The sequence below is a fragment of the Kitasatospora sp. NEAU-69 genome (assembly GCF_057158765.1).
The window spans coordinates 316,667-340,135 of record NZ_JBWXUE010000004.1 but is presented as its reverse complement, the minus strand read 5'-3'; the positions used below and the strand labels follow the sequence as shown (position 1 = coordinate 340,135).

General features: G+C 72.8%; 15 protein-coding genes. All 15 read right to left on the bottom strand.

What is annotated here, in order from left to right; translation table 11 throughout:
- Window positions 1-1,311, bottom strand: a 1,311-nt coding sequence (locus tag AC060L_RS07400) for a S8 family peptidase (RefSeq protein ID WP_483797727.1), incomplete at its 3' end; no start/stop codon positions are given.
- 111 nt (window positions 1,312-1,422) lie between these two features.
- On the bottom strand, window positions 1,423-1,590 hold the full coding sequence (locus AC060L_RS07395; RefSeq protein ID WP_483797726.1) for a hypothetical protein: 168 nt from the start codon (window positions 1,588-1,590) through the stop codon (window positions 1,423-1,425).
- Between the two features lie 343 nt (window positions 1,591-1,933).
- Window positions 1,934-3,526 (bottom strand): phosphoglycerate dehydrogenase, encoded by a 1,593-nt coding sequence (gene serA, locus AC060L_RS07390; RefSeq protein ID WP_483797761.1) that lies wholly within the window; start codon window positions 3,524-3,526, stop codon window positions 1,934-1,936.
- A 322-nt stretch (window positions 3,527-3,848) separates the two neighbouring features.
- Window positions 3,849-4,844, bottom strand: coding sequence for a ketol-acid reductoisomerase (gene ilvC / locus AC060L_RS07385; protein WP_483797725.1), 996 nt, complete (start codon window positions 4,842-4,844; stop codon window positions 3,849-3,851).
- Between the two features lie 115 nt (window positions 4,845-4,959).
- Complete coding sequence (ilvN, locus tag AC060L_RS07380) at window positions 4,960-5,484, bottom strand: acetolactate synthase small subunit (protein WP_344442053.1); 525 nt, start codon at window positions 5,482-5,484, stop codon at window positions 4,960-4,962.
- A 29-nt stretch (window positions 5,485-5,513) separates the two neighbouring features.
- The gene (locus tag AC060L_RS07375; RefSeq protein ID WP_483797724.1) at window positions 5,514-7,367 is read right to left on the bottom strand and encodes an acetolactate synthase large subunit; all 1,854 of its coding nucleotides are present in this window, start codon (window positions 7,365-7,367) and stop codon (window positions 5,514-5,516) included.
- A gap of 276 nt (window positions 7,368-7,643) precedes the next feature.
- Window positions 7,644-10,982: a putative bifunctional diguanylate cyclase/phosphodiesterase gene (locus tag AC060L_RS07370; protein WP_483797723.1), complete on the bottom strand. Its 3,339-nt coding sequence runs from the start codon at window positions 10,980-10,982 to the stop codon at window positions 7,644-7,646.
- Window positions 10,983-11,481: 499 nt separating this feature from the next.
- Complete coding sequence (locus AC060L_RS07365) at window positions 11,482-14,544, bottom strand: helix-turn-helix transcriptional regulator (protein ID WP_483797722.1); 3,063 nt, start codon at window positions 14,542-14,544, stop codon at window positions 11,482-11,484.
- A 181-nt stretch (window positions 14,545-14,725) separates the two neighbouring features.
- Window positions 14,726-14,914 (bottom strand): hypothetical protein, encoded by a 189-nt coding sequence (locus tag AC060L_RS07360; protein WP_483797721.1) that lies wholly within the window; start codon window positions 14,912-14,914, stop codon window positions 14,726-14,728.
- A 210-nt stretch (window positions 14,915-15,124) separates the two neighbouring features.
- The gene (gene gatB / locus AC060L_RS07355; protein ID WP_483797720.1) at window positions 15,125-16,627 is read right to left on the bottom strand and encodes an Asp-tRNA(Asn)/Glu-tRNA(Gln) amidotransferase subunit GatB; all 1,503 of its coding nucleotides are present in this window, start codon (window positions 16,625-16,627) and stop codon (window positions 15,125-15,127) included.
- A 78-nt stretch (window positions 16,628-16,705) separates the two neighbouring features.
- Window positions 16,706-16,945 carry a hypothetical protein gene (locus AC060L_RS07350; RefSeq protein WP_483797719.1) on the bottom strand — a complete coding sequence of 80 codons (240 nt, stop codon included), beginning with the start codon at window positions 16,943-16,945 and terminating at the stop codon, window positions 16,706-16,708.
- Window positions 16,942-18,435, bottom strand: a complete 1,494-nt coding sequence (gatA, locus tag AC060L_RS07345) for an Asp-tRNA(Asn)/Glu-tRNA(Gln) amidotransferase subunit GatA (RefSeq protein ID WP_483797718.1) — start codon at window positions 18,433-18,435, stop codon at window positions 16,942-16,944. Before gatA ends, AC060L_RS07350 begins: the two co-directional genes overlap by 4 nt.
- A 6-nt stretch (window positions 18,436-18,441) precedes the next feature.
- A complete protein-coding gene (gene gatC, locus AC060L_RS07340) occupies window positions 18,442-18,738 on the bottom strand; it encodes an Asp-tRNA(Asn)/Glu-tRNA(Gln) amidotransferase subunit GatC (RefSeq protein ID WP_035845952.1) in 297 nt (98 codons plus the stop codon).
- 142 nt (window positions 18,739-18,880) lie between these two features.
- A complete protein-coding gene (locus AC060L_RS07335; protein ID WP_483797717.1) occupies window positions 18,881-20,743 on the bottom strand; it encodes a putative bifunctional diguanylate cyclase/phosphodiesterase in 1,863 nt (620 codons plus the stop codon).
- A 367-nt stretch (window positions 20,744-21,110) separates the two neighbouring features.
- Entirely contained in the window at window positions 21,111-23,459 is a 2,349-nt protein-coding gene (ligA, locus tag AC060L_RS07330; RefSeq protein ID WP_483797716.1) for an NAD-dependent DNA ligase LigA, read from the bottom strand.
- Between the last annotated feature and the right edge of the window lie 10 nt (window positions 23,460-23,469).

Sequence of the window (23,469 nt, the reverse complement as noted above, 5' to 3'; positions counted from 1 at the left end):
AGGGGGAGGAGCGAGAACACGCGAGCCGTCTTCGTGGGGGGGGCAGCCGACGGGGGCGCCCACCGCGAGTGCCCGGGCCGCGATGCCGGGGCTGCCGCCGATGCCGTAGACGTCGCCGTCGTTGCCGGCCGAGGCGACCACCACGGTGCCGGCCTCGGCGAGCCGGTCGACGGCGAGCGCGTCGGCGTCCTGCGGGTCGCCGAACCCGCTGCCGAGCGAGAGGTTGACCACGTCGAGGTGGTGGGAGAGGTCGCCGTCCTGGTTCGGGTCGGCGGCCAGGTCGAGGGCGTGCGCGAGCTGGTCGGTGGAGCCCTGGCAGCCGAAGATCTTGATCGCGTACAGCTTCGCGCCGGGCGCGGCGCCCGGGCCGATCCGGAAGCCGGCCGGCGCGAGGCCCGCGCGGTACGGGCCGCGGTAGGTGCTGCCGTCGGCGGCGACGCCGTAGCCGGCCGCGGTGCCGGCCACGTGCGTGCCGTGGCCGTTGCGCGCGCAGTCCAGCGGGTTCGGGTCGGGGTGCGGGACGGGCTGGTAGTCGGGCGCGGTCGGGTCGGCGTCGTAGTCGTCGCCGACCAGGTCCCGGCCGCCGACCACCTTCGGGTTCGGGAAGAGCCCCGGCGGCGCCGGCTTGGCCGGGTCGATGGCCCGGTAGGCCGCCTCGGTGCCCGGGCCGCCGAAGTCGGCGTGGGTGTAGTCGATGCCGCTGTCGATGATGCCGATGGTGACGCCCGCGCCGGTGTCGCCGGTCGGCGCGGACCAGAGCTCGGGCGCGCCGGTGAGCGGGACGGAGTGCGCGTTGGCGCGCTGCTTGAGCGAGATCGGGTGCACCGCGCGCACGCCGGGGAGCGCGGCCAGCGCCGGCAGCCGGTCGGCGGGGGCGCTGACGGCCAGGCCGGTGAAGAGCGCCTGGGTGCGGTAGAGCTGCCGGACGCCGGGGCCGAGCGCACCGGCCAGCCGGTCCAGCGCCGCGCCGGCCCGGTCGCGCTGGGCGCGACCGGCTTGCGCGGCGGCCCGGCGGACGTCCGCCGCCGAGCGCAGCTCACGCCGGGCACCGTCCGCGGCGCGCCGCCAGGCGGGCGCCGCGGCCTCGGTGTCCAGTTCGAGCAGCACCGAACGGCGGGCGGTGGCCGGTCCGGGCTCCAGGGCCCGGCCGGGGGTGGGCAGGGCGACCAGCGAGACCGGGCCGGCCAGCAGCGCTATGGCCAGGCCCAGCCGGGTGAGGCCGACACGGGTGAGGCCGGGACCGGCCGGGGCGGGGCGAGCCAGGCCGGTCGGGTGACGGTCGGGGCGGGGGCGGAGCAGTCGGGTACGCACTACCCCAGAATCACGGCTCCGCCGGGCCCCCGCCCCGAAAACCGGTGCCACGTCAGGCGGATGGCTTAATTATTCGATTCGTCAGACACGTACGACTGGTCCGACGAGATGTCAGTGACCGGTCTCGCCGCCGTTGTCGCGCCGGTCCAGCGCGCGCTGGAGTGCGGCGGCGGCGAGCGGGACGTGCGACTCGGTGCGGCGGCGCCGGCGGCGGGCGGGCTGGGCACCGGCGGCGGGGGCGTGGGACGGGTGGGCGAGCAGGTCTGCGGTGGGGGGCATACCGGGCTCCTTTGATCCAGGAAGACGGCGCGTCGGCGCACGTCGAAGGAGGCTGAGGGAGGAGGGGGTACGCCTGGCGGGGGTCGCCCGCCACGGTGCGTACGGCACGCACGGGCCGAGCGCTGGGCCGGATGTGGGGGCCGCTGGCGCCTGGCTGATCGTGTGGCACTTTCACGGTACGCCCGGGCCGGTCGGCTGTCTGCACAAGTAGTTGGATTTCCTAGTATCTGAGACGAGCCTCACTCGAACCGCGCAACGACAAAAGCCCGGGCCCACCGCGGCCCGGGCTTCCGTCGCTGGTCAGCGGGCTGACCAGCGCTCTACTGCGTTAGCTGACCAGGGGTCAGCCGAGGTCCACCGAACGGGCGAACTTCGCGCCGATCTCGACCGCGATCTCGGCCAGCACCTCCTGCGGGATCTCCGAGTCCACGGTGATCGAGGCGAGCGCGTCGTTCGTCTCACCGTCCCGGGCGACCTGCATGCCGGCGATGTTGATGCCGGCGTCGCCGAGGATCCGGCCGAGCGTGCCGACCACGCCGGGGCGGTCCTGGTACTTGAAGAACGCCATGTGGTCGGTGAGCGCGACGTCCACGTCGAAGGCGTCCACGCCGACGATCTTCTGCTGCTGCTTCGGACCGGAGAGCGTGCCGGAGATGGCGATCTCCGAGCCGGCCGCCAGCGTGCCGCGCACGGTGATCACGTTGCGGTGCTCGGGGCTCTCGCTGCTGGTGGTCAGCCGGACCTCGACGCCGCGCTCCTGCGCGAACAGCGGGGCGTTGACGTAGGACACCGTCTCGGCCACCACGTCCTCGAACACGCCCTTGAGCGCGGAGAGTTCGAGCACCTTGACGTCGTGCTGGGTGATCTCGCCACGGACCTCGACGTCGAGTCGCACCGCGACCTCGCCGGCCAGCGCGGTGAAGATCCGGCCGAGCTTCTCGGCCAGCGGCAGACCCGGCCGGACGTCCTCGGCGATCACGCCGCCCTGCACGTTGACCGCGTCCGGTACCAGCTCGCCGGCCAGCGCCAGGCGCACCGACCTGGCCACCGCGATGCCGGCCTTCTCCTGCGCCTCGTCGGTGGAGGCGCCCAGGTGCGGGGTGGCGACCACGTTGTCGAAGGTGAAGAGCGGCGAGTCGGTGCACGGCTCCTTCGCGTACACGTCCAGGCCGGCGCCGGCCACCCGGCCCTCCTTGAGCGCGCTCGCCAGCGCCGCCTCGTCCACGATGCCGCCGCGGGCCGCGTTGACGATCCGCACGCTCGGCTTCACCTTGTGCAGCGCCTCGTCGCCGATCAGGCCGATCGTCTCGGGGGTCTTGGGCAGGTGGACGGTGATGAAGTCGGAGACCTCCAGCAGCTCGTCCAGCGAGAGCAGCTTGACGCCCATCTGGGCCGCGCGGGCGGCCTGGATGTAGGGGTCGTAGGCCACGATCTTCATGCCGAAGGCGGACATCCGCTGGGCGACCAGCACGCCGATCCGGCCCAGGCCCACCACGCCGAGCGTCTTCTCGGAGAGCTCCACGCCGGTGTACTTGTTGCGCTTCCACTCGCCCTGCTTGAGCGCGGAGTTGGCGGGCGCGATGTTGCGGGCGACCGAGATCAGCAGGCCGCAGGCCAGCTCGGCGGCGGTGACGATGTTGGAGGTGGGGGCGTTGACGACCATCACGCCGGCCTTGGTGGCGGCGGCGACGTCCACGTTGTCCAGGCCGACGCCGGCGCGGGCGACCACCTTGAGCCGCTTGGCCACGGCCAGCGCCTCGGCGTCCACCTTGGTGGCCGACCGGATCAGGATCGCGTCCACGTCGGCGATCGCGGTCAGCAGCTGGTCGCGGTCACCGCCGTCGCAGTGGCGGATCTCGAAGTCGGGGCCCAGGGCGTCGACGGTGGCCGGCGACAGCTCCTCGGCGATCAGTACCACAGCGCTCTTGGAGGCCACAGCCTTGGATGTCACAGTGCTCACGACAGTTTGTCCTTACTGTCCGGGACTCCCCCGCTCCACCGACACGTGGGTGGCGTGGCCGGTCTCTAATTCACCGGCGGGCGTGGGGGGATGGTGGCATGCCGCGTAGGTAGACGCACGACGCTGTGGGCCTGACGCGCACTCGGAAGTGTATCGACGTGCAGGGGGTTTGCCTGTGCCCGCGCGGCGAAATCACCCGCACGGGACCAGACGGTGTGTACAGCGCGGGGGCGGGCCCTGGTCGGGACCCGCCCCCACACCGCACTGGCTGCGATCAACCGGACTGCGATCTACCGACTCAGGCGTCCTTGACCCAGCTCATCAGCTTGCGCAGCTCCTTGCCGGTGGTCTCGAGCAGGTGCTCGGAGTCCGCGGTCTTGTACTCGTTGTACTTCGGCAGACCGGCCTTGTACTCGGCGATCCAGGTGTTGGCGAAGGTGCCGTCCTGGATCTCGGCCAGGACCTTCTTCATCTCGGCCTTGGTGTCGGCGGTGATGATCCGCGGGCCGGTGATGTAGTCGCCCCACTCGGCGGTCTCGGAGACCGACCAGCGCATCTTCTCCAGGCCGCCCTCGTACATCAGGTCGACGATCAGCTTCAGCTCGTGCAGGCACTCGAAGTAGGCGATCTCCGGCTGGTAGCCGGCCTCGACCAGGGTCTCGAAACCGGCCTTGACCAGCGCCGCGGTGCCACCGCAGAGCACGGCCTGCTCACCGAACAGGTCGGTCTCGGTCTCCTCGGTGAAGGTGGTCTTGATGACGCCGGCCTTGGTGCCGCCGATGCCCTTGGCGTACGAGAGCGCCAGGTCGAAGCCCTTGCCGGTGGCGTCCTGCTCGACCGCCACGATGCACGGGACGCCGCGGCCCTCCTCGTACTGGCGGCGGACCAGGTGGCCCGGGCCCTTCGGGGCGACCATGCAGACGTCGACGTCCTGCGGGGGCTTGATGAAGCCGAAGCGGATGTTCAGGCCGTGGCCGAAGAAGAGCGCGTCGCCCGCCTTCAGGTGCGGCGCGATGTCCGCCTCGTACACGTCGGCCTGGATCGGGTCCGGGACCAGGATCATGATGACGTCGGCCTCGGCGGCGGCCTCGGCGGCCGTGACCACGCGCAGGCCGGCCTCCTCGGCCGCGGCGCGGGACTTCGAGCCCTCCTTCAGGCCGACTCGGACGTCCACGCCCGAGTCACGCAGCGACAGCGCGTGGGCGTGGCCCTGGCTGCCGTAGCCGATCACCGCGACCTTGCGGCCCTGGATGATGGACAGGTCGGCATCGTCTTCGTAGAACAGCTCGGCCACGGTGGGACTTCTCCTTGCGTGATTTCGCGTCGGTGCTCTGGCTACCGTACGCGGACGGGGTAGGGGGTGGGTGCGATGCGCCCAGGGAGTGAGACGCCGGGTACGGCGATGGGACTCAGGCTGAGCGGTCGAGCGCCCGCAGCGAGCGGTCGGTGATCGACCGCGCTCCGCGGCCGATCGCCACCAGGCCCGACTGCACCAGTTCCTTGATGCCGTAGGGCTCCAGCATCCGCAGCATCGCCTCCAGCTTGTCGGAGCTGCCGGTCGCCTCGATGGTCACGGCGTCCGGCGACACGTCCACGGTCTTGGCGCGGAAGAGCTGCACGATCTCGACGATCTGGGACCGGGTCTCGTTGTCGGCCCGGACCTTGACCAGGACCAGTTCCCGCTGGATCGCAGCGGACTGGTCGAGCTCGACGATCTTTATCACGTTGACGAGCTTGTTGAGCTGCTTGGTGACCTGCTCGAGCGGCAGGTCCTCGACGTTGACCACGATGGTCATCCGGGAGATGTCCGGGTGCTCGGTCGGGCCGACGGCGAGGGAGTCGATGTTGAAGCCCCGACGGGAGAAGAGCGCGGCGATGCGGGCGAGCACGCCGGGCTTGTTCTCGACCAGGACGGACAGGGTGTGCTTGGACATGTCTCTGTTTCCCAGTTCCTGAGGGGCTGTCAGTCGAGGTCGTCGCCGAAGTCGGGGCGGATGTCCCGGGCGAAGAGGATCTCGTCGTTGCTGGTGCCGGCCGCGACCATCGGCCAGACCATCGCGTCCTGGTGGACGATGAAGTCGATGACCACCGGGCGGTCGTTGATCTCCATCGCCTGCTTGATCACCGCGTCCAGGTCCTCCGGGCGCTCGCAGCGCAGGCCGACGCAGCCCATCGCCTCGGAGAGCAGCACGAAGTCGGGGATCCGGGTGCCCTGCGGCGGCGGCGCCACGCCGTCGTGCTCGGGGCCCGCGTGCAGCACGGTGTTGGAGTAGCGCTGGTTGTAGAAGAGCGTCTGCCACTGGCGGACCATGCCGAGCGAGCCGTTGTTGATGACGGCGACCTTGATCGGGATGTTGTTCAGCGCGCAGGTGACGAGTTCCTGATTGGTCATCTGGAAGCAGCCGTCGCCGTCGATCGCCCAGACCGCGCTCTCCGGCCGGCCGGCCTTGGCGCCCATCGCGGCCGGGACCGCGTAGCCCATGGTGCCCGCGCCGCCGGAGTTCAGCCAGGTGGCCGGCTTCTCGTAGTTGATGAACTGCGAGGCCCACATCTGGTGCTGGCCGACGCCCGCCGCGTAGATCGCGTCCGGGCCGACCAGCTGACCGATCCGCTCGATCACCTGCTGCGGCGACAACTCACCGGCCGGCGCGGGCTCGTAGCCCAGCGGGTAGGTCTTCTTCCACTCGTTGAGCTTGACCCACCAGTCGGCGTAGTCGCCCTTGCGGCCGGCCTCGTGCTCGGCCTGGACCGCGACGATCAGGTCCGCCAGCACCTCGCGGGCGTCGCCCACGATCGGCACGTCGGCCGGGCGGTTCTTGCCGATCTCGGCCGGGTCGATGTCCGCGTGCACGACCTTGGCGAACGGCGCGAAGCTGTCCAGGCGGCCGGTGACCCGGTCGTCGAACCGGGCGCCGAGGGTGAAGAGCAGGTCGGACTTCTGCAGCGCGGTCACCGCGGGGACGCTGCCGTGCATGCCGGGCATGCCCAGGTGCTGCGGGTGGCTGTCCGGGAACGCGCCGAGCGCCATCAGCGTGGTGACCACCGGCGCGCCGGTCAGCTCGGCCAGGATCCGCAGCTCCGTGGTCGCGTTCGCCTTGAGCACGCCGCCGCCGACGTAGAGCACCGGCTTCTTCGCGTTGACCAGCAGCTTCGCGGCCTCGCGGATCTGCTTGGCGTGCGGCTTGGTGACCGGGCGGTAGCCGGGCAGCGAGGTCTCGACCGGCCAGCGGAACGTGGTGGTGGCCTGCAGGGCGTCCTTCGCGATGTCCACCAGGACCGGGCCCGGGCGGCCGGTGGCCGCGATGTGGAACGCCTCGGCGATCACCCGCGGGATCTCCGCCGGGTCGGTGACCAGGAAGTTGTGCTTGGTGATCGGCATCGTGATGCCGCAGATGTCCGCCTCCTGGAAGGCGTCCGTCCCGATCGCCTTGGAGGCGACCTGACCGGTGATGGCGACCATCGGCACCGAGTCCATGTACGCGTCCGCGATCGGCGTCACCAGGTTGGTGGCACCCGGACCGGACGTCGCCATGCAGACGCCGACCTTGCCGGTCGCCTGCGCGTAGCCGGTGGCCGCATGGCCCGCGCCCTGCTCGTGCCGCACCAGGATGTGGCGGACCTTGACCGAGTCCATCAGCGGGTCGTACGCCGGCAGGATCGCGCCACCGGGGATGCCGAAGATGGTGTCCGCACCCACCGCCTCAAGGGAACGGATGAGCGACTGCGCTCCGGTCATCGTCTCGACAACCGCGGGGGTGCCTTGGGACGGGGCGGCCGAGTGGTCCCCGCGGCGGGGGGATGCCGTGTGCTCAGTCATCTGCCTGTCTCTTCTCAGGATCGGCTGTCCGCTTCGTTCCATTTTCTTCCCATTGTGGAAGAGGTGTGGGAGGAACCGTGCGGGCGGTACATCGGTGTTCCAGCGGTGTTCCAGCAGTGCCAGTGCAACAAAAAACCCCTCGTGCCAAGGGCATGCGAGGGGTGGCGCGTCGGGCTGTTTCGAGTGGGGCGTTCTGCCCGCTCAGCCGACGCGCCCGCCAAGTACGAGAATCCGGGTGCGCATGGCTCCGACCTTCCTCCTGTGCGCTGCCGGATGTCAAGCAGGTGGGATGCCGGTCTCGCCATGCGGACCCTGACCTGGTCCGGCGCCGGTTCCCACGCCCGGGCCGGTCACGGCCCGCCGTTCCGGCCCTTCGAACGATCCGTGCTGGTGCGCGAGCCGCCCGGGCCCCGGCTCGACCCGGCCACCCGGATGGGCGCCCGGGTGACCGCCGGTGTGTCCGCCGGTGTGTCCGCCGGCAAGTCCACCAATCTGCCCACCAGTGTGGCCTGCTTGGTGGCCGCCGGCATAGCCCCCGGGATGGGCCGCGGGATGCCCGCCCGGGTGCAGACCCGGCTGCGCCCCGGGCATGCCGTCCGGCGCCGCCGCGAGGTAGGCCCGCCGGGCGGAGACCGCCCCGACCGCCCGCGGCAGCGGGTAGAGCCGACGGGCCAGCGCCCGGCGCAGCCGGAACTCGTCCAGCGGCTGCGCGAAGGCCAGCCCCTGGCCGTGCCGGCAGCCCAGCTCCTGGAGCACGGTCACCTGGCGCGCCTGGTCCACCCCCTCGGCCGCCGTGGTCAGCCCGAGGTCCCGGGCCAGCCGCAGCGCGTGCCCGGCCAGCGCCCGGCTGCGCGGCGACTCGGCCACCTCCTGGACCAGCGAGCGGTCCAGCTTGAGCATGTCGAACGGCAGCCGGGAGAGCGCGCGCAGCGAGCCGCCGCCGGAGCCGAAGCCGGCCACCGCGGTGCCGACGCCGAGCCGGCGCAGCGCGGCCAGCCGGCGGCCCAGCTCGTCCGCGAGCGCGTCCGGCCCTGTTCTGGCCAGCTCGATGACCAGCCGGTCCGGCCGCAGCCCGGTGTCGCGCAGCCCGGCGGCGATCGTCTCGTAGACGCCGGGCGCGCAGAGCCGCTCGGCGGTCAGCCGGACCGAGACCGGCACTCCACCGGCGCGCGAGCCGGACGAACCGGACGGACGGCCGGCCGCGCCGCGCTGCGCCGCCTCGCCGATCGCCTGTTGCAGCAGCCAGCGGACGAACCGGCCGGCCGCGTCGTTCTGCTCGGCGCTGCGCAGGAACTCGGCCGGGGTGAGCAGCAGGCCGTGCGCCGAGCGCCAGCGGGCCAGCGCCTCGACGCCGGTGACCGCGCCGCTGCGCAGGTCCACCACGGGCTGGTGGAGCAGCGTGAAGCCGCCCTCGCGGACCGCGAGCCGCAGCCGGTCGTCCACCTCCCGGCGGTGGTCCAGGTCGGCCCGCATGGCGGGGCTGTAGAGCACCACCCGGCCCTTGCCCTGGGACTTCGCCCGGTACATCGCGAGGTCGGCGTCGCGCATCAGCTCGTCGGCCAGCACGGCCGGGTCCTCCGGGCCCGCGCGGTAGGAGTCCCCGGCGCGCGGGCCGAACGCGATGCCGATGCTGGCGGCCACGCCGAGCTCGGCGCCGCCGATCCAGTACGGCTCGGAGAGCGCGTGGCGCAGCCGCTCGGCGAGCTCCTGCACCGGCAGCCGGCCGAGCGGTCCGCAGACCAGCACGGCGAACTCGTCGCCGCCGAACCGGGCCACCGTGTCGCCGGAGCGCACCGTGCCCTGGAGCCGGCGGGCGGCCTGCACCAGCAGCTCGTCGCCGACCTGGTGACCGGCGCTGTCGTTGACCGCCTTGAAGCCGTCCAGATCGAGGAAGAGCACCGCGACCGTGCCGCTCTCGGCGTACGCGTGCTCGCGCGGTCCGTCGGCGCCGCGGCCGGCCGGCTCGGCACCCCTGCTGCCCAGCGCGGCCCGCAGACGCTCGGCGAAGAGCGCCCGGTTCGGCAGGTCGGTGAGCGGGTCGTGGAACGCGTTGTGCTGGAGCTGCGCCTGGAGCCGGACCCGCTCCGTGACGTCCCGGCTGTTGAGGATCAGCCCGTCGCGGTACCGGTTGACGGTGGACTCGACGTGCAGCCACTCGCCGCCGCCGGCCCTGATCCGGCACTCCACCCGGGCGCTCGGCTCGCCGGTGCGGGCCGGCGCGCGGTTCAGCTGGCGGGCCAGCCGCCGGCCGCGGGCCAGGAACCGACGGACCTCGCCGACCACCCGGTCGGCGTCCTCCGGGTGCACCAGGTCCAGCAGCCGGCCGCCGACCAGCTGCTCCGGGTCCCGTTTGTAGACGCCGAGCGCGGCCGGGGAGACGTAGGAGAGCACGCCGTTCGCGCCGGTGATCATGATGACGTCGCTCGAACCCTGCACCAGCGACCGGAAGTGCGCCTCCTTCTGCGCCAACTCCTGTGCCAGCGACAGGTTGTCGAGCAGCATGATGCCCTGCCGGACGATCAGCGCGAGCCCCACGGTGCAGGCGACCACGATCACCACGCGGTCCATCGGGTGCCCCCCGAGAGCGTTGTAGAGAATGCCGGCCGTGCACACCGAGGCCGCGCCGTACGGCGTCAGCGCGCTGAACGTGGAGGCCACCCGGCGCCGCGGCGTGCCGCCGGCCGACGGGTGCTCGCGGCTGGGACGGCCGCGCCGCCAGCCGGCCGACCACGGCGCCGAGGCGAGCAGCAGGCTGCCGGCGAACCAGCCGGCGTCCAGCGGCCCGCCGGAGTGGTAGCTGTCGCGCAGCACCGGCGAGGTGAAGAGCGCGTCGCAGACCACCGTGATGGCCAGGCCCATCATCGCGGTGTGCACCGCGGCCCGGTTGCCGTCCCGGTTGCGGAACCGCAGGCCGACCACGACGGAGACCATCAGGATGTCCAGCACCGGATAGGCCAGCGAGAGCGCGAGCCGCAGCGGGTCACTGCTCTCGCCCTCGGCGGCGCGCCCGAGCGCCAGGCTCCAGCTCAGCGTGAAGAGCGAGCCGGCCACCATCCAGCCGTCCAGCAGCAGGCAGAGCCAGCCGGCCGCGCCGCGCGGGCGCTGGGCCAGCAGCAGCAGGCCCATCAGCGCCAGCGGCGCGAAGGGCAGGTAGGCGTAGTCGGCCAGCGAGGCGGCCGGCAGGTCGGTCCGCAGTACCACCTCGTACCAGCCCCAGGTGCCGTTGCCGAGCGCGACCGAGGCCGAGGAGAGGCCGAAGAGCAGCCAGGCCGGGCGGGTCGGGCCCGGCACCGTGCAGCCGTGCACCAGGCAGGAGAGCGCGGCCGCGAGTGCGGCGCCGGCCAGGCCGAAGTCGCCCATGAAGAGCGCGAGTCCGTGCGAGCCCCAGCCGATGGTGGAACCCAGTGCGTACATCAGGCAGAGCAGCGCGATCAGCAGGCCGGGCAGCCGGGCGGTGCCGGGGCGCGCGCCGGGGCCGGCAGGGGTGGGGGTAGCGGCCGGGGCGGGGGCGTCAGCGCCCGGCGGCGCGGCGGCGGGCGGCGGCGGATCGACCGGCGGCGGCGCGCCGGCTCCGTTCGCGGGACCGCTCGGCAGGCTGGTCTCGGTGGCGCTCACCCGGCATCTCCCCCTCCGGTCCGGGGCACGGCCGCCCCCGGACTTTGGCCCCCCCCCAGGGGGGGGGGGCAGGGAGGGGAGCCGTCCGGGCCCCGGCGGCCGCGGTCGGCCGCCCTGGTCGAGCGACCTGCGTGGGCCTGGTCCACGGCGCACCCGGCGGCGGTCCGCTCGACCACCCCCGGACCGGCCGGCCGGGCGGGCGCCAGGGCCTCCCGGCCCCCGGCGGCGGTCCGCTGCACCGGCCCGGGGCACGCCGCAAGGCAGCCCAGCCGGGACCCTACACCACTTCGGTCACTCAATGACACGCGCACTCAACTTAGAGTAATGGTCCGAGAGTAGGGATATGCACCCGCTTCCACCAGATCGGCCCGGTTGGCCGTAGCGCACATGACGCAGCACGCGCGCCGGGGCGTGTGCGTCCATGCGCCGGACTACGCGCCGCCCCGGGTGGGAAGCGGGGTGTGTCTCGCCAACGTCGCGGCGGACCAGCCGCGTCGGATCAGCGCCCGGCGGGGAAGAACCGCAGCCGGTGCGCCAGTGCCGCCGCCTCGCCGCGCCCGGAGACCTCCAGCTTGGCCAGGATGTTCGAGACGTGAACGCTCGCGGTCTTCGGCGATATGAAAAGCTCTTCGGCGATCTGACGGTTCGTCCGGCCCAGCGTGAGCAGCCGCAGCACGTCGGTCTCCCGCGGGGTCAGGTGGAAGGCGGCCGGACCGGCCACGGCCGCCGCCGGATCCTCCTGCAACGCCGGGTCGTTCGCCGGCTCCGTCGCCAGCGCCCGGGTCACGCCCGCCCGTTCGGCCAGCAGTGCGACCTCGCGCCGGAGCCGGCCGTCACCGCGCCGCTCGGCCAGCTCCGCCGCCTCGCGCAGCAGTCGCCCGGCCTCCTCGCGACGACCGGCCGCGGCCGCCGCACCGGCCGCGCCGAGCAGCGCCAGCAGCAGCGGATACGGCAGTTCGGCGCCGCGCAACGGCTCCAGCGCGGCGGCCCAGTGCGCAGGCGTGTCGGTGCCCGCCGCCCGCGCCAGTTCCGCCTCGGTCAGCCGCCACCAGCCCTGCTGCACCGGCACCACCGGGCGCTGGCCGGCCAGCGCCTCGGCGATCCGGCGCAGGATCGCCGGGCGGTCCGGCTCGGCCGCCGGCAGGCCGCGGGAGTCGGCCTCCACGCCGGCTGCGCGGGCCAGCAGCGGCAGCAGCCGCGTGTCCGGCACGGTGCTCTGGTCGTCCAGCACTCGGAACAGCGCCGCCCGGGCCCGCAGCGGCTGCCCGGCGCGGCCGGCCAGCTCGATCTCCAGCTGCGCGTTCGGCAGCGTGTGCTGCGGCTGGTCGCGGTCGGCGCCGACCTGGGCGAGCCGCAGGAACTCGGCGGCCGTCTCCGGATCGTCGGCGATCAACGCGAGCTCGCCGCGCAGCCGCTGCAGGTACGGGGCGTAGAGCTCGAACCTGCCCTCGCGCTCCCAGCCGGCGAGCAGGTCGGACGCCTCGGCGGTGCGGCCGGCCAGCAGCAGCGCCTCGGCCAGGTTGCCGGCCAGGATCGTGCCGGTGTTGCGCAGCAGGCCGAGCCGCTCGGCCACCGCCAGGCCCTCGCGGGCCAGCTCCGCCGCCTCCGCGGTGCGGCCGAGGTGGCCGAGCACGCTGGAGAGGTTGTTCAGGCCGCGGGTCAGCAGGTCGGGGACGTCGAGCCGGCGGGCGCCGTCGATCGCCGCGCGCAGTTCGGCCACGCCGCGGTCCGGGTCGCTGGAGTCGAGGTAGAGCGAACCGAGCGTCATCCGGGCGTGCAGCTCGACGCTGGTCGCGCCGACCTGCTGCGCGATCGCCACCGCCCGCTCGGCCAGTTCGACGTCCTGCGGGCCGGCCCGGTGCAGCATCGCGTGGCCGGCGGCGAGCGCGAAGACGTCGGCCTGCACGGCGGACGGCGGACGACCCTCGACCAGCCGGCGGGCGTGCGCGAGCTCCTCCTCGCCACCGCTCCTGGCCAGGTGACCGAGCATCCGGGCCCGGTTCATCCGGAACCAGGCGGCCCGCATCGGGTTCCTGGTCTCGTCCACCAGCCTGATGCCGCGCTTGGCCAGGCTCAGCCCGCGGTCCCGGTCGCCGGCCCGGCGGGCCGCGACCACCGCCTCGGCGAGCACATCGACCAGCTGGAGCCGCTCGCAGCCGGCGTCCTCCGCCACCAGGTCGCAGTCGCACGGCGGGTAGGTCTCGGCCCAGTCGTACGGGCGCAGCGTGGCCAGCTGGCTCTCCTCGCTGACCTCGTCCCACAGCTCGACCGCCCGCTCCAGCAGGCTGAGCTGCTCGGCGAAGGCGTTGCGGCGCCGGGCCGCCCGGGCCGCGTCCAGCGCGGTGGGCAGCGCGCGGGCCGGATCGTGCGCGTGGTACCAGTAGTTGGCCAGCCGGACCGCCTGCTCCTGGCTCGGGACCAGGCCGGGATCGGCCTCCAGCGCGGCGGCGTAGCGGCGGTTGATCCGGTGCCGCTCACCGGGCAGCAGGTCGTCCGAGACGGCCTCGCGGACCAGCGCGTGCCGGAACCGGTAGCCCTCGCCGTCCTTGTCGGGCTGCAGGATGTTCGCGCCGACGGCGGTGCGCAACGCGTCCAGCTGCTCGTCCTCCGGGCCGTCCAGCACGGCGGCGAGCAGCCCGTGCTCGACCCGGGAGCCGCCCTCGGCGGCGATCCGCAGCGCCCGCTGGACCGACTCGGGCAGCGCCTCGACCCGGACCAGCAGGATGTCGCGCAGCGAGTCGCTCAGGCCGACCGAACAGCCCTCCTGGAACGACCGGGCGAGCTCCTCGACGAAGAACGGGTTGCCCTCGGAGCGGCGGTGGATCCGCTCGACGAGCTGCCGGTCGGGCACCGCGGTGCCCAGGATGCCGGCCAGCTGCGCGGCCACCTCACGCCGGCCGAAGCGGGCCAGCTCCAGGCGCCGCACGGTGCGCTGGCGCTCCAGTTCGGCCAGGAACGGGCGCAGCGGGTGGCGGCGGTGCAGGTCGTCGCTGCGGTAGGTGGCCACGATCAGCACCCGGGAGCGGTGCAGGGTGTTGATCAGGTAGCCGAGCAGCTCGCGGGTGGAGCGGTCGGACCAGTGCAGGTCCTCGATCGCGAGCACCACGGTGCGCTCGGCGCTGAGCCGTTCGAAGAGCCTGGCCAGGTGCTCGAAGAGCCGGACCCGGCTGTACTCGTCGTTGGGTTCGCCGTCGGCCTCGCCGAACTCGGGCAGCAGCCGCGAGAGGTGACCCTCCATGCCCTCGGCGGCGCGAGCCAGCTCGGGGCCGAGCCGGCGGTGCAGCCGGCGCAGCGCGGTCACCAGCGGCGCGTACGGCAGCCCCTCGGCGCCGACCTCCAGGCAGCCGCCGAGCATCGTGACGGTGCCGTCGCCGGTCCGCTCGGCGGCGCAGAGGAACTCCTCCAGTAGCCGCGTCTTGCCGACGCCCGCCTCGCCACCGATCAGCAGCGCGCACGGCTGCCCGGCCGAGACCCGGCGCAGCGCGGTGCCGAGCGCGGCGCTCTCGCTGCCGCGGCCGACGAAGACGGGACTGACCGAGATCTGCTCCACGGCGAGGAGCATCCCACAGCGGTCGGACGGCGTTCGAGCGGTTATCCCATCTGATGCAGCATCAGGCGAACTCCCGGGTGTACCGCTGAGCGGGTGGAACCTCGAAGGGGAGGGACGCCGTCGGCGTCCCTCCCCTTCCGCTGCTGCTCGGAGTCCGGTGCTCCCCTCATGGCACCGGGCTCCTGATGTTCCGTCAGCACTCGGCGAGTTCGCAGGTGCCGGACGCCACCTTGGCCGGGCGGCGCAGGCCGGCGGCGAACCGGGTCAGTGGGCTCGGGCGGCCGGCCCGGCGGCCCCGGCGGGCCTCCGCCACCAGGCGGTCGTGGGCGGCGGTCTGCAGCATCTCGGTGACGCGGCTTCGGCTGAGCTCGTACTCGATCATGATCTTCGGTCCCCTTGGAGTCTCGTCCTGCTGTCTCGTTCGCTCTTCCCGACTCCTAAATAATGCTCGCCCAGGGGGGTGGCGGGCATCGGGACCATGCCGCATCCGGTGAGCCGCCGGCGCCTTAGAAAGGGCGCGAAAACGCCGGTGGCCACCCCTAAGGAGGGGTGGCCACCGGCGTTCGAGGGTCCTTAGGCCTAGGGCCTGTCCTCAGGCGCCCAGGCGCTCCAGGATCAGGTCCTTGACCCGGGCCGCGTCGGCCTGGCCGCGGGTCGCCTTCATCACCGCGCCGACCAGCGCGCCGACCGCCTGCACCTTGCCGTCGCGGATCTTGTCCGCGATGGCGGCGTTCTCCGCGATGGCCTGGTCGACCGCCGCGCCGAGCGCGGAGTCGTCGGAGACGACGGCCAGGCCGCGCTGCGCGACGACCTCGTCCGGCTCGCCCTCGCCGGCCAGCACGCCCTCGATCACCTGGCGGGCCAGCTTGTCGTTCAGCTTGCCCTCGGCGACCAGCGCGCAGACCCGGGCCACCTGGACCGGGGTGATCGGCTGCTCGGAGAGCTCGGTGCCGGTCTCGTTGGAGCGGCGGGCCAGCTCGCCCAGCCACCACTTGCGGGCCTGGTCGGCCGGCGCACCGGCCGCGATGGTCTCCAGGATCGGCTCCACCGCGCCCGCGTTGAGCACCGACTGCATGTCCTTGTCGGACAGGCCCCACTCGCCCTGCAGCCGGGCCCGGCGGACCCGCGGCAGCTCGGGCAGCCCGGCCCGCAGCTCCTCGACCCACTCGCGGGACGGCGCGATCGGGACCAGGTCGGGCTCCGGGAAGTACCGGTAGTCCTCGGCGTTGTCCTTGATCCGGCCGGCGGTGGTGCTGCCGTCCTCCTCGTGGAAGTGCCGGGTCTCCTGGATGATCGTGCCGCCGTCGGTCAGCACGGTGGCGTGCCGCATGATCTCGAACCGGGCGGCCCGCTCGACGCTGCGCAGCGAGTTGACGTTCTTGGTCTCCGAGCGGGTGCCGAACTTCTCGGTGCCGTTCGGGCGCAGCGACAGGTTGACGTCGCAGCGCATCTGGCCCTTGTCCATCCGGGCCTCGGAGACGCCGAGCGCCTTGATCAGCTCGCGCAGCTCGGCGACGTACGCCTTGGCCACCTCGGGCGCGCGCTCGCCGGCGCCCTCGATCGGCTTGGTGACGATCTCGATCAGCGGGATGCCGGCCCGGTTGTAGTCCAGCAGCGAGTGCGTCGCGCCGTGGATCCGGCCGGTCGCGCCACCCACGTGGCTGGACTTGCCGGTGTCCTCCTCCATGTGCGCGCGCTCGATCTCGACCCGGAACGTCTCGCCGTCCTCCAGGCGCACGTCGAGGTAGCCGTTGAAGGCGATCGGCTCGTCGTACTGCGAGGTCTGGAAGTTCTTCGGCATGTCCGGGTAGAAGTAGTTCTTCCGCGCGAACCGGCACCACTCGGCGATCTCGCAGTTCAGCGCGAGGCCGATCTTGATCGCCGACTCGACGCCGATCGCGTTCACCACCGGCAGCGAGCCGGGCAGGCCCAGGCAGGTCGGGCAGGTCTGGCTGTTCGGCTCGGCGCCCAGCTCGGTGGAGCAGCCGCAGAACATCTTCGTCTTGGTGCCCAGCTCGACATGGACCTCAAGGCCCATCACCGGGTCGTACGACGCGAGAGCGTCCTCGTAGGAGACCAGGTTCATGACGCTCACAGCGTCCCCTTCACTAAAAGTCTTGGAGGTACCGGTCCGGCCCCGGGGCGGTTGCCCGGGACCGGACCCGAGGGAGCGTCAGCCCGCGAGGACGTCGTCGCTGCCCAGCTGCCGCAGCTCGCGCACCAGCAGCAGCGTGCCGGTGACCAGCGCGGCAGCGCCGACCACGGCGTTGGCGAGCAGCAGGTTGTCGCTCTCGCTGCGGGCCTTCCTGACGTCCTTGACGATGCTCAGCGCGCCGAACGCGGTGGTACCGATGGACAGCCAGAGCCCGGGCTTGGTGTGCTTGAAGCCCTTGGCCTTCTCGATCTTGCTCACAGTGCCGGTGCCTCCTCCAGCAGGGTGTGCCCCCACTTGTCGTTGAGTGCGGCCTCGACGGCGCCGCCCACGCGGTACAGGCGGTCGTCCGCCATCGCGGGTGCGATGATCTGCAGGCCGACCGGGAGATTGTCCTCCGGAGCCAGGCCGACCGGCAGCGACATGGCCGCGTTGCCCGCCAGGTTGGACGGGATGGTGCACAGGTCGGCCAGGTACATCGCCATCGGGTCGTCGGCGCGCTCGCCGATCGGGAACGCGGTGGTCGGCGTGGTCGGCGAGACCAGGACATCAACCGCGGCGAAAGCCTCATCGAAGGAGCGCGAGATCAGCGTGCGGACCTTCTGCGCCGAGCCGTAGTACGCGTCGTAGTAGCCCGAGGAGAGCGCGTACGTGCCCAGGATGATCCGGCGCTTCACCTCGGGGCCGAAACCGGCCTCGCGGGTCAGCGCGGTGACCTGCTCAGCCGAGGCGATGCCGTCGTCGCCGACCCGCAGGCCGTAGCGCATCGCGTCGAAGCGGGCCAGGTTGGAGGAGGCCTCGCTCGGCGCGATCAGGTAGTACGCGGGCAGCGCCAGCGTGAAGGACGGGCAGGAGACCTCGACGACCTCGGCACCGAGCTCGCGCAACAGCTCCACCGACTCGTTGAAGCGCTGCATCACGCCGGCCTGGTAGCCCTCGCCGGCGAACTCCTTGACCACGCCGATCCGCATGCCGCGCACGTCGCGCAGCTTGGCGGCCGCGACGACGGCCGGCACCGGCGCGTCGATCGAGGTGGAGTCGAGCGGGTCGTGGCCGGCGATCGCCTCGTGCAGCAGCGCCGCGTCCAGCACGGTGCGGGCGCAGGGGCCGCCCTGGTCCAGCGAGGAGGAGAACGCGACCAGGCCGTAGCGGGAGACCGAGCCGTAGGTCGGCTTGACGCCGACCGTGCCGGTGACCGCGCCGGGCTGGCGGATCGAGCCGCCGGTGTCGGTGCCGATCGCCAGCGGCGCCTCGAAGGCGGCCAGCGCGGCCGCCGAGCCGCCGCCGGAGCCGCCGGGGATCCTCGACAGGTCCCACGGGTTGCCGGTCGGACCGTAGGCGGAGTTCTCGGTGGAGGAGCCCATCGCGAACTCGTCCATGTTGGTCTTGCCGAGGATCACCACGCCCGCGTCCTTCAGACGCGACGTCAGGGTGGCGTCGTACGGCGGGATCCAGCCTTCGAGGATCTTGGAGCCGCAGGTGGTCGGCACGCCCTTGGTGGTGAAGACGTCCTTGAGCGCGAGCGGGACGCCGGCCAGCGGGCCGAGCTCCTCGCCCTTGGCGCGCTTGGCGTCGACCGCCTTGGCCGCGGCCAGCGCGCCCTCGGTGTCCACGTGCAGGAAGGCGTTGACCTTCTTGTCGATGGCGTCGATCCGGTCCAGGTGTGCCTGGGCCACCTCGACGGCGCTGACCGTGCCGGCCGCGATGGCGGCTGCGGTCTCGGCAGCGGTGTACTTGATGAGGTCGGTCATCGGTGGTCAGTCCTCCCCGAGGATCTGCGGGACCCGGAAACGCTGCTCCTCGGCGGCCGGTGCACCGGCCAGTGCCTGCTCCGGGGTGAGCGAGGGCCGCACCTCGTCCGCGCGCATGACGTTGGTCAGCGGCAGCGGGTGGGAGGTCGGCGGGACGTCCTGTCCGGCGACCTCGGAAACGCGGGCGACCGCGCCGATGATCACGTCCAGCTGCTCGGCGAAGTGGTCCAGCTCCTCCGCCTGCAACTCCAGACGCGACAGCCGGGCGAGGTGGGCGACCTCCTCGCGCGTGATGCCAGGCATGCAGCGATCCTCAAGGTGAGTTCTGGTGAGGCCGATCACGCGACGGCGAGCGGCCCGGACGGGGACCGGCGGCAGGGCCGCGCAGGTCGTCCGTCCTCTTGTCATTACCGCCCATCCTAGGGGGCCCGACAGGTCACCAGCGTTACTGAGGGGTCGTGGGTGCCTCGGTGGGCGGGCTGAGCGGCTGCCGGGGCAGGCTCGGCAGGGGCAGCTCGGCCTGCCCGGTCCAGCGCTCCAGCGTCATCAGCCGCTCGGCGGAGGGCGGGCCGGTGCGGTGCACCTGGAGCCAGGCGGTGGCCTGGTCGGCGGGCAGCGCGGCGGAGACCAGCCAGCCCTGGACCGCGTCCACGCCCAGGCCGTGCAGGCGCTCCCAGGTCTCGTCGTCCTCGACGCCCTCGGCGACCACGGTCAGACCGAGCGAGTGGGCCAGCTCGACCGAGCAGCGGACCACCGCCGCGTCGTGGTCGTCGGCGACCATCCGGGAGACGAACGAGCGGTCGATCTTCAGCTCGCCGACCGGCAGGCTGCGCAGCCGCACCAGCGAGGAGTGGCCGGTGCCGAAGTCGTCCAGGGACATCCCGACGCCGTGCCCGCGCAGCTCGGCCAGGGTGTCCGCGGCGCGCTGCGAGTCGTCCAGCAGCAGCCGCTCGGTGATCTCCAACTGGAGTGCGTGAGCGGGGACCTGGTGGCGCAGCAGGTGCTCGGCGACCCGCTGCGCGAAGCCCGGGTTGAGCACGTCGCGGGGCGAGACGTTGACCGCGACCTGCACCTGGAGGCCCTGCGCCCGCCAGGTGGCGAGCTGGCCGATCGCGGCCTCCAGGACGTAGTCGGTGAGCCGGGGCATCAGGCCGCTGGACTCCGCGAGGCCGACGAACTCGTCCGGCGAGACCTTGCCGCGGCCGGGCCGCTCCCAGCGCAGCAACGCCTCCAGGCCCACCACGCGGCCGTCGAAGGCCACCTTGGGCTGGTAGTGCAGCTGCACCTCGCCGGTCTCCAGGGCCCGCCGCAGGTCGCCCAGCAGGCCGATCCGGTACGGCGTGTCGGCGTCCTGCGAGTGGTCGTACTGCTCGACCCCGGTACGGCCGCGCTGCGCGTGACCCATCGCGACGTCGGCGCGGCGCAGCAACGATTCTGCGTCTCCGGCGTGCTGCGGGTAGACACAGACGCCGGCGGTGGCCTCCAGCACGAGCAGCAGTCCGTCCAGCCGGATCGGCGCGGCCAGCTCGGCGATCAGCGCCTTGGCGAGCCGCTCCAGCGTGTCGGCGCAGCCGACGCCGGGGAGCAGGACGGCGAACTCGTCACCGCCGAGCCGGGCGACCACCGCGCGGCGGCCGAGCTCGGCGGCGGGCGGCAGGCCGGCCAGCAGCTCCTCGGTCTCGCGGCGGCGGTCGGCGGCGCCGGAGTCGCCGCCCGGCCGGGCAGCGGCGCTGTGGGCAGCGGCGCTGTGGGCTGCGGCGCTGTGGGCTGCGGCGGTGTGGACTGCGGCGGTGTGGGCTGTGGCGGTGTGGGCTGTGGTCCGGTGGCCTGCACCGGGCTCTCCCGCCGCCCGGCCGCCGGGCACCTCGGGGTGGCTGCCGCGCAGCACCCGGTGCAGCCGGCGCCCGATGTGCACGAGTAAGCGGTCGCCGGCGGCGTGCCCGAGCGTGTCGTTGAGCGAACGGAACCGGTCGAGGTCGAGCAGGATCAGACCAACGCTGTAGTTCTCGTCGTCCTGGTGCTCGGTGATCGCCTCCTGGACCGCCAGCAGCAGTGCCTGGCGGTTGGGCAGACCGGTCAGCGGATCGGTGAGCTGATCCCTGGCCCGGTCCCGGGCGATCCGCCAGGCCGCCACCAGGACGGCCAGCGGGACCGCGAAGAGCGGCAGCAGTTCGGGTTCGTGCCGACTGACCAGGACGGCCAGCGGGATCAGCGGTGCGGCCCCGGCCAGCAGCACACCGAGCAGCAGGACGGCGCCCGCCACCCCCTGCGGCGGGCGCGTCGGCGCACCGCCGGTCGTACGATCCATACGCCCTGTCCTCCGTCAGGCCCGCCCCCGCCAGGCCGCGTCGCGGCTGGAACCGACCCGAAGAACGGTCGGCCCTGGCACTGATCAGTGCCAGTCGGTCTCAGCCGGGAAGCGCCCCAGTCGGCGCCGGCCCCCCGCGGATCCCACTGGCCGGTGCCCCCACTCCTGCTGACACACTGTTGCGCTCCAGGGTAAGTCCGCCCGGAAACGCGGGGCGGACTTTCGGTCATCCGGAAGCACGGCAGCAGGGGTCCGGCGCCTTACAGTGACACGATGCCCTGTTTGCGCGCCCCGCACCCCGCTGACGGGACATCAGCACGGTAACAAGAGGGACACGTCAGCTCCGGTCGGCGCCCTCGGGGATTACCTACTCGGCGGGTTCGGTTCCGGGCTGCTCGGCGGGCGTCTCAGAGAGCGCCTCGGCGGGCGCCTCGGCAGGTGCGGATTCGGCCTCTTTCGCGGCCTCGGCCTCGGGTTCGGGCAGGCCGAGGTGGGCGCGGGCCGCGGCCGGGCCCTGCTCCAGCAGCACCGCGAAGCCCTCGTCGTCGAGCACGGCGAGTCCGAGCTGTACCGCCTTGTCGTACTTCGACCCCGGGTTGTCGCCGACCACCACGAAAGCGGTCTTCTTCGACACCGATCCGGTCACCTTCGCACCACGGCTGACCAGCGCCTCCTTCGCGCCGTCCCGGGTGTGCCCGGCCAGCGTGCCGGTGACGACGACCGCCAGCCCCTCCAGCGGGCGCTCGCTCTCCTCCTCGGGCGCCTCCTCGACGAAGCGCACGCCGGCGGCCCGCCACTTCTCCAGGATCTCGCGGTGCCAGTCCTCCTGGTGCCACTCGATGATCGAGCGGGCGATGATCGAGCCGACGCCCTCGGTGGCGGCCAGCTCCTCCTCGCTCGCCGCGAAGATCGCGTCCAGGTCGCGGAACTCCCGGGCCAGCGCCTGGGCCGCCACCGGGCCGACGTGCCGGATCGACAGACCGTTCAGGTAGCGCCAGAGCGGCTGCTCCCTGGCCGCCGCCAGGTTCTCCAGCAGCAGGCCGGCGGTCTTCTTCGGCTCGCCCTTGAGATTGGCGAAGAACGAGACCTGCTTCTCCTTCCCCGTCCGGTCGTCGAGTTTGGGCATGCCGGTCTTCTGGTCACGGACCAGCACCTTGATCGGCAGCAGCTGCTCCAGAGTCAGGCCGAAGATGTCCCCCTCGTTCTTGACGGGAGGCTCCGCGGGCTCCAGCGGCTGGGTCAGCGCGGTCGCCGCCACGTAGCCGAGGCCGTCGATGTCCAGCGACTCGCGTCCGCCCAGGTAGGCGACCCGCTCGCGGACCTGGGCCGGGCAGAACCGCGCGTTCGGGCAGCGCAGATCGATGTCCCCCTCGGACATCGGGCGCAGTTCGGTACCGCACTCGTGGCAGTTCGCGGGCATCACGAACTCCCGCTCGGTGCCGTCCCGCAGGTCCTCGACCGGGCCGAGGATCTCGGGGATCACGTCACCGGCCTTGCGCAGAACGACGGTGTCGCCGAGCAGCACGCCCTTCGCCTTGACCACCTGCTGGTTGTGCAGCGTCGCGTACTGGACCATCGAACCGGCCACCTTGACCGGCTCGGCGAGCACCGCGAACGGGGTGGCCCGGCCGGTGCGCCCGATGCCGACCTGGATCCGCTCCAGCTTCGCGGTGACCTCCTCCGGCGGGTACTTCCAGGCGATCGCCCAGCGCGGCGACTTGGAGGTGGCGCCGAGCCGGCCCTGCAGGGCGATCTCGTCCACCTTGACGACCACGCCGTCGATCTCGTGCTCGACCGAGTGGCGCTGCTCGCCGAAGCGCTTGATGAACGCGCGCACCTCGTCGAGCGTGCCGACCACCTTGTTGTGCCGGGCGGTCGGCAGCCCCCAGTCGTGCAGCAGCTGGTACGCGTGCGACTGGCAGTCGATCTCGAAGCCCTCGCGGGCGCCGATGCCGTGCACCACCATGTGCAGCGGGCGCGACGCGGTGACCAGCGAGTCCTTCTGGCGCAGCGAACCGGCCGCCGCGTTGCGCGGGTTGGCGAACAGCCTGAGCAGCGCCTGGGGGCGCTTGCCGTCCTGGGCGCGCAGCTCGTTCTCCTGCTTGCGGCGCTCGTTCTCCGCCGCGAGCGAGGCGTTCAGCTGCTCGAAGGCCTCGCTCGGCAGGTAGACCTCGCCGCGGATCTCCACCAGGGCGGGGATGTTCTCGCCCTTGAGCTGGTGCGGGATCTCCTTGATGGTGCGCACGTTGGCGGTGATGTCCTCACCGACCCGGCCGGTGCCGCGGGTGGCGGCGAGCACCAGGCGGCCGTGCTCGTACGTGAGGTTGACGGCCAGGCCGTCCACCTTGAGCTCGCAGAGGTAGTGGTACTCCAGCCCGTCCAGCTCGCGGGCGACCCGCTCGGCCCACTCGGCGAGCTCGCCGTCGTCCATCGCGTTGTCCAGGCTGAGCAGCCGCTCGCGGTGCTCGACCTTGGCGAACAGCTCGGTCGGCGCGCCGCCGACCTTCTGGGTCGGCGAGTCCGGCGTGACCAGCACCGGGTGCTCGGCCTCGATCACCTCCAGCTCGCGCATCAGCCGGTCGAACTCGGCGTCGCTGACGACCGGCGCGTCCTGCTCGTAGTACCGGGTGCGGTGGTCCTCGATCTCGGCCGCCAGCTCGGTGTGGCGCCTGCGCACCTCCGCCGGGACTTCCGCCCAGCCCTCGACAGCCGCCACCGTACGCCTC